The sequence below is a fragment of the Mycoplasma sp. 1578d genome (assembly GCF_024582695.1).
Classification (GTDB): domain Bacteria; phylum Bacillota_I; class Bacilli_A; order Mycoplasmatales; family Metamycoplasmataceae; genus Mycoplasmopsis.
Genome location: NZ_CP102081.1, coordinates 365758 through 374524 on the forward strand (window position 1 = coordinate 365758; position 8767 = coordinate 374524).

Genomic DNA, 8767 nt, shown 5'->3' on the forward strand with positions numbered 1-8767 from the left:
GATGACATGCTTAAAATAAAAAATAAAAAATTAGCTAAAACTCTTGTTATTTCATCAAGTATAGCAGCACCGCTTGCTGTTAGTTTGGGCGCAACCTTGTTCTTAATTCACTCAAAGGAAAACATTAATTCATCCACTGTATTTGGAAACTTTCTTCAAGGCGAAAACTTATTTAAACTTTACGCGCCTTATATTGAGGCTTCACAAAACGACAAAGAGCAAGTGCTAAAACAATTTAGTCAAGCTAAAAATATTTGAAATGATAAAGAAACAAATCTCCAAGAAAAACTAGTAGCTCTTGATAAAGCACAAGAAAAAGTTTTTAATTTCTATATTAATAACGTTGATCAACTTTTGGTTGAAAACATTGATCAATCTAAATCTTTTTGAAAGAAAGTTTTAAACAATCAAGAAGCCCGGATTCGTGAGCTAGATCTAAAGAACAAACTTACCCAACTCAAGCAAGATCGTTCAATGCTTTTTATTCACGATTTTGACAGCTTAAATAGTGAGCAAAGAAAAGAATATTTAACTACTCTTTCATCAGAAATATCAAAATTAGTACTTTCACAAAATGATAAACTCAATCCATTTATCAAATTACTTCAAGCAACTTCTAATCAACTTGATACTCTTCCGTTTAATGGACTCAAAAAGGATGCTAATAATTCATTAGTACCGCTTTATTCACGGATTATCAGTGCTAATATCAGACTTAATGAAGTTCAAATTGCTTCGCAAGATACCAAAAATGAAGTTAAAAAGCTTGAAAAAGTACTTGCACAATCTAAAAGTGAAATTAACGAAATTAACGATTATTTAAAGCAAATTGAGCCTTATGTTAAAAACACTGCATACACTCAGAGTGAAAAAGAAAATGTCAAAAAATTCCTAGATTCAACCAAAATCAATTTAGATATTGCCTTAACTCAAGCCGATATTAATAAAATTCGTAATGATGTGGTGACTTTTTATCAACAAATTTCAGATACCCAAAAAACTAGTGGCGAAATTAAGCAAGTTATTAGTGATTTAAATACTTACATTGATCAACTTGATCCAATGCTTCGTTTTAATAAAGATACTCTCAAACAATTAATTACTCAAGTGTTATCAATTAGTGATAAAAAAGAACTTATTTCAGCTAAAAGCGATTTATTCAGCCAATTTTACGCTCTTAAATTTTCAAATCAAGTTATTCACGAAACTAACCAAAAAATTGACCAAGCTCTTAAAAACAACATTATCACTCCAAAGAAATCAATTTTATTAAAATCACAAATTCAAGCCATTGTTAATAAAAATTTACCAGCTAAAGAGCTTTCCAACGAATTGTTTAATTTTTATAATTCCGAAGATAAAGAACTGGAAAGATTAGACTATCTCAATAATGAGCTCAAACTCATTCAATCACAAATTAAGTTAGTAAAAGAATTACCTTTCACTAATCAAGATATTATTAGTAAATTAAATGAGTTAGATAACCAAGTGGTCCAAACCTATTCTAATTCAGTTACATCAGCTTTTCTAGTCTCGGTTAAAAACCAACTTAATGAATCGCTTAGAACCATTTTAAAAAACAATTTATCACAATTAATCGATTTAATGAATCAACATATCAAACAACTTGCAAGCTTGAATAATGACTTTAACAAAGTTATTATTAGCGAAGCTCAAAAACTTAATGATGAGTCGACCCCATTAACTAAGGATTTTGATCCTGTTCCTTCAGCTAAATTAATTGAACAAATAAAAACTTACAATATTAAACTTCAAAACTTAATTAACGCAAGTAAACAAACCCAAGCTGAAGACTTTTCCAACTTTACTGATGATTATTTAAGAACAGTCTTTTCAAACAATGATAATACCTACGTTCCAACTGAACGTGAACAAAAAAGAATCGATTTATACAATTCATATAAAAAACGTCTTGATGAGCTTCGTGCAAAAATTAACTCAGGAGATGGGAATGCTGATCTTGCTCAAGAAATTGAAAGCATTTCACAAAAACTTAAAAACTTAAGTAACACCGGAAACGATTTCCGCGGCCTTTCGCTATTAGATCAATCAGCTGAGCAAATTGTTCAAGAACAATCAAGCGGACCAAACTCAATAGCACTTGAACCATTTATTAAGGATGTTCAAAAAACTCGTGATCAACTTGATAGTTTATTTGCCAATCCAGACGCAACTCCTGAACAAGTTGCTAGTGCACACGAAAACTTACAAAAAGTTCTCAAAGCCTTAACCCAAGCTGACACAAAAATCTTACTAGAACAAAAAATAAATCAGCTCAAAAACGCTATTGATCAAAGTTATGGTTCTGATTTAAGTTCAGATGGTGCTCAAGCTCTGCTTAAACAATACAATGATTTAGTTCAAGCTTCTAAAGATACATCAAACCAACAAAGAAGTAATGATTCAATTTCAAAAGCTAACCATTTAATTGAACTTACTCCATATTTATTTGATGCTGAAGTAAATAAAAAACGTTTACTTGATATTATTGGAGAAAAAACTTCAGCCCAATACTCTGGGGTTAAAACAACAAATGCAATTGGTAAGGGTAATGATGAAATTATCAGTGTTGATCAATTACTCAAACGTTTAAATTCATCGGATAATATCCCAAATCTACAAGCTTTTGAAAATGCTAAAACTCAATTGCTCGAAAGAGGAAATGAAATTTTACTTGCTTATGAGCAAGATAAAATCGAAATACTAAATAGTTCAATTCAAAGCAGTGCAAAAACCACAACTGGTGAAGCAAATGATGTTTATAAATCTAGTTTAGCTAAAATTAATCAATACGCAACTGTTCAAAAATCACAGCTTAACTTAGAACGTGCTAAAGCTGCTGGCGAAAAAATGGATCTATTTAATCAACTAGCGAATATTTCGTCTCATTTATTAGATTCTTACAATCTTTACAATTCTGGATCAACCACTACTTTATCAAACTACATTGGAAACTTATTATCAAACAATGATTTAGCTACTGGTGATGATGTTGCTCAAATTAAAGAGAAAATTACAACTTTAACTAAAGCCCAAAACATAATCCAAGCTAAAAAAGAATTTTTAGATGTTTATCAACAATTAGAGGTAGTTTTAAACAAAAACAAAGAGTGAAAAATCTACGAACCACTCAAACTAGAAATTAATCTTTTAATTCAACAAGCTAATACAATTCTTTTCAATAATGATTTAAGTGTTGAACAAATCCAAGCTCAAAGAGACCAATTTAAAGTTAAAATTAATTTATACCAAACCAAAAAAGCCGATTTAGAAAGTGCATTTAATCAGGCAATTGCTCAAGTAGATGCTAAAGAGCAAGCATTAAACGCTGATGCTCTTGCTAATAAAAATGCTAATCCTAGCTATAGTTTTGAGCAATATTATAAAGCTGCTAAAAGAGCTTATGTTAACGATAAAAGTCCTGCACAAAGAGTCAATGTTGACACACAAGATATTAATGATCATCTTGTAAAATTACAAATTGGCTTTGAAAAAGATCGTGCACTCAATAAACTCAAAGATATTGCTGCCACTGCAAGTTCAAGTAGTTTCGGAAATTCGACCTTACACACTAAAGTCCAAGGTGGACAAAGTACCTTTGATTCAAGTGTTAAAAATCAACTCAATTTATCAAGTTTAAGTTTACAAGACACCTTAGATAATATTAAAAAAATTACTCGTTATTCAGAATTATTTAATTTAGAAAAACGGGTAGCTGATTATGTTGTTAAAAACCAAAATAGTAGCTCAAATAAAACCTTTTCAATTGAACAATTAACTAATGCACTTGAAATCAGTTTGCCAATCTCGTCAGATACTTTTGACGATCTAGACAATAAATATAAAGAATTGAACAAAGTGTACCTCCAAGAAGTCGGTATTCAAGAAATTCGTGAGCGAATTATCGCTACCCTTGAAAATGACGATCTTAACAAAGGGGCTTTAGGGATTGTTAGAGAATTAGCTAATAATGTTGGTGCCACATATGATACTGATGTTAATAACAAACTTACTGAATATGTAGCAAACACTAAAAATACCGCAAACACTGCAACAGATAAGCAACCTTTAATTGACATACTTAATCAAGTTAATCGTGTTAAAGATGAAATACCAGCTATTGCAACTCTAGCCAAAAATGTTGATAGTGCTAAAAGTGCAATGGATGCTATTAATAATAATAGTTCAAGTTTAATTAGTACTTATATTCAAAAAATCAATACATTTTTAACTGAAGCTAAAGCTAATTACTTTAAAATAACTGTTCCAACTGGAAGTGATAATAACATTGAATACTATAATGATTTAAGTCACAAAATTATTTTTAGCACTCAAAAACTTAACGCTGCTGATCAACTCGCAAGCAAATTAGCTGAAATTCAAACAATTATTAATGGTTCAGACTTTAACTTAAGAAGTGTTGATGGAGTAGCTGGGATTGATAAATTAAATGAATTAAATACTTATTTAACTTCATTTGAAACCGCTGCAATTAATGATCAATACGATCAAGCTGGTGTAGATAAAATTACCACACTAACAGCTAAAGCTGGATCATTTAAAAATGTAATCAATGCTGATCATGATGCTTTAACATATGCCACTACACTTGCTCAAAATAATTCGTCAACTTCATCTGTTGATCTTAAAGCGATTCTCCTTTTAGTTTGAGATAGCATTCCAAGTGCAACTACAAACCCTAATACTACATTAGGAAAAGAAACTAATAATACTTATTCAGTCAATGATTTATTTGAATTAAGTTCAAATAATACACTTAATCAACAAGCGTACAATACACTCGCTGAAAAAATTATCACTGAAATTGGAGATAAAAAAGCTGCTATTCAAGCTCGTAATGCTTATAGAGACGCAACCCATACTCAAATTAATACAATCAAACAAACTCAATTCATTCCACTTGTGCACAATGAACTTAAAAATTCATTAATTTCCTTTTTAAATCAATTAGATCAAGAAAACAACACTTCGACCACATTAACTCTTTCTCCGAATGAAACCGGAACTCTTAATGTTGTCCGTGCTAAAGTTAACATTATCCAGAACAAACTTCAAGATTTAAAAAATCTAGCTCAACAAGCGCATGAGTTAAACGATTTTAAAAATAAAATTGTAAGTAATTTAGATTTAATTAATAATGCTAAAACTCAAGCGCAAACCTTAATTGATCGAGCTCAAACATATTACAATGATACAAGTAAAATGTCAGTAACTGGGAACGATTCAATTGCAAACCTTATTGCTCAAATTGAACAACAACAAGCTAAATTAACTTTGCTTGTTGCTTATGAACAAGTCAAAAATGAGTTTGAAGCAGATACTACACTTACTCAACCAGCTAAAAATGTCATTAATGGTAAATTACAAGCCTTTGTTAATGAATATAATACTAATAATCAAACTGCTCAACAACTTATTACTAAATACTTTAGAAGCGTGAACAATGTTCAAGCAAGCGAACCGGCTAGTGCAAAAAATAGTTTAATTAAATATGCACTTGATAATGCCATTGAATTACAAAAAGCGTATAATCGAGCAAATGGATTTATTGTCTTAAAGGATCCTAGTTTAGATAATAATAATGTTGAAAGTAAGTTTAACCAAATCACTACTTTAATTAACAATTCTACTACTGGAGTTAATGCTACTTTATCAACAAATAATAATGATGAAGTTACTAAATTAACTTTAATTAGTACAATTAATAATAATATTGATCAATTAATTCAGGCCAAAAAAGCTCAAATTCAAGAACAACTTGACACTGATAATCAGATCAAAAACTTCTTTGATTCAGTAAACACTCATTTTAATACACCTGGTACCACACCAAGTACTTATGTTGATCGCTTTGAACAAAAAGGAATTAATGATTTAACAACTGCTAATAATGATAAAGATAATTTATCATACTCACAAATCAATGTTTATCTAGCCAATGCTAAATCAGTAGCAAGTTTACAAATTTTTGATTTGTATAATCGTGGAATTAATGTAGTTGAAAACATTAAAAACACTGTAAATGAATACTACAATGATTTTGATGCTTCTAAAGTGGCTGTGCGTGCAGGTTCGCAAGTAGGCACTAATGAATATGCTCCAATTTTAGCTTTAAAAAACCAAATTGATAATGTGTTAAACAATAATTTCACAGTGATTGATGATTATTCAAGCAAAATTAATTCATTAGTAGGTGTTATTACTGGTAATTACCAAAGTGTTATTGATGCTTTTATTGACCATATCAAACAATCTTTTGCAGAAAAATTTGCTCCAATCCCAACTCAAACCGGAGCTAATAATCAAGCTGGATTTTACATTAAGTTAAAGCAAAAACTAGACCCATTAAAACAAAACATCATGGGTAAACAACAAAACTTATACAAATACAATCAGGTTGAAAGTTTAGAAACTCAATATGATGCTTTTGTTAACTCGATTAATTCAGCTGTACAAATTTACAATTCAATTAATGCTAAAAAAGAATCAGGATCACTTGCATATTTTGCTACTGTGATTGAACGATTAAATCATGACTTTATTGAGTTTGAAAAAAGTGTTAAAAATGCTGTCGCTCAAGCATTAAGCAAAAACCCACTTGAACCGATATTTGCTGATATTTTTGAAACCATCCGTTATTCAGACACAACATCAAATCCGGATACAGCACAAATTATTCAGAAATTTCAAGGTTTTAAACAAGGGATTGAAACCTTGAAAAATAATGTCAATACAGATCCTAACTTTGATTTTGCTACTCTAAATAAAACAACTAATATTCCAGATACTTTATACAGTTTATTACAATCATTAACTGCCTATAAAGATTGAATTACTTTAGACGATAATAAACAGCTTTTATTAAAGTCATTAGATGATAATCCAAATCAAACTAATGACTTTATGCCAACTGAGCAAAGTTTAAATGATCTAGCAACTTTTGATAAAAAATACAAAGTAATTGTGACTAATAAATCATATACTCGTTCTAAGTTTGTTTCTAAGTTTAATGAAATTATTGCCCAAAATACTAATAATGGTTCACAACCTGAAATGGTTGAAATTCACAACAATCCTGACTTTTTAGACATGTTTGAACAATTTGCTTACACTAGCAAAGATGTGACCAGCGATAATCAAGTTAAATCGATATATTCGCCAATTAAGTTTAAAGTGTATATTAAAAAATACGATCAAAATGGTTGATTTAGTATGGTTGCACCAACTCAAGCCGAAGTTGATCGTCAATCGCTTAAAGCTAAAATTGTTTATTCATACGAATCACAAGCCACTGATATTGGAACTTTAAAAGTCGAAAAAGAAGTAGTTATGACTTTCCAAACTTTAGATAAGATTCAAATTACTAATGGAACTACCAGTATTTTTGTAAATAATAACAACCAAGCTGGTTATGCTGCTAAATATGAAGTTATTGATGTTGATGAAGCTGGATGAAATATTCCTCAAGTATCAAGTGCAAGCGCTTCTAATGCTGCAAGCGTAAAAAATGATGTTATCACTAAAGTGTATAACAAAATGAAGTCGGCTATTTTCAATTTAAATTCAACAAATTCAACTGAAAATACAAGTACTCATATTCTTGAACCGAATTCTAAATATAAATCAACTTGACAAAATAGTACTGATCCAGCTCTAGCAAATCTTAATTCTACAACTACTGGAAGTGCTTCTCGAATAAGTGCTTATTTAGATAAAGATAACCGAAATACTAACAACAGATATAGTTTTGATATTGAAAATCAATCTTCAATACCAATTACCTTTAATTTGAGTTTAACCACATCTAAAGATGATGAACGTTTAGTAATTATTCCAAAAGACAATGAAAAAGGTTTTGCGTTTTTACAACTTCAACCTGGTTATATCACTGGATTTCCAACTCACGGAGCTGCAAGTGGTACAGGTACTCCTGAAATCTATGATTTTATTCTTAGAGAACTTCCGGATTCAGGTGGTCAAAATCTTTGAAACGATTCGTCTTCTTGATGAAATACTCCAAATTCAAGAATTCCTACCGGAATAAACGTTATTCTATATGAATTTAATATTGATTATGATCCTGTGTTAAGAAAAGTGTACTTATACAACTCGTGAATGGAAAATGTTTTCTATGGAATCAGTAAAAATGCTTTCAAATCAAATCTGGATATTCAAAAAACTAAAACAGAACTTAAGACAGATGATCAAACCTTCTTGAATCAACTTTCAAATAATTTTGGGTCAAATCCAGCAAATTACACACCTACTCCAGCTGAATTATCAAGAACAATACAAATTTATTCAATTTTTAATAATCAAGTAATGCCCGATTCTGGATCTTCGCTTTTATTTTCTAGTTCAACAAAATTTCCTGGAGTTGCAGCAGTTTATCCTTTAAACGGGGGACAAAAAGCAGTGTTCCGTTCAAACCCAAATACTCCAACAACTGCTCAAATCGCACCTACTCCAAATAAGGAATTTTCAACAAATCAAAATCCTAGAAATTCACTACAAAAATCTTCAGCTCGTGGAGTACTTTACTCGGCCACAATTGGTGAATTCTGATTTAAACTCCGTTAAAATTCATTATATTTTAACAAAAAAGCAAAACGCACTTCTAAATGGTGTGTTTTTGTTTTTTTGGAGAAAATAATATAATATATAGGATTTACTTAATTTTAAGTTTAGTAAATATGAAATTGATTTCATTCATTTATTCAATTAT

Annotated in this window: 1 protein-coding gene; it reads left to right on the plus strand. The window is 30.1% G+C overall.

Annotation, left to right across the window (positions count from 1 at the left end; all coding sequences use genetic code 4):
- Nucleotides 1-6: 6 nt before the first annotated feature.
- A complete protein-coding gene (locus NPA11_RS01585; protein WP_257043898.1) occupies nt 7-8622 on the plus strand; it encodes a hypothetical protein in 8616 nt (2871 codons plus the stop codon).
- Nucleotides 8623-8767 lie beyond the last annotated feature (145 nt).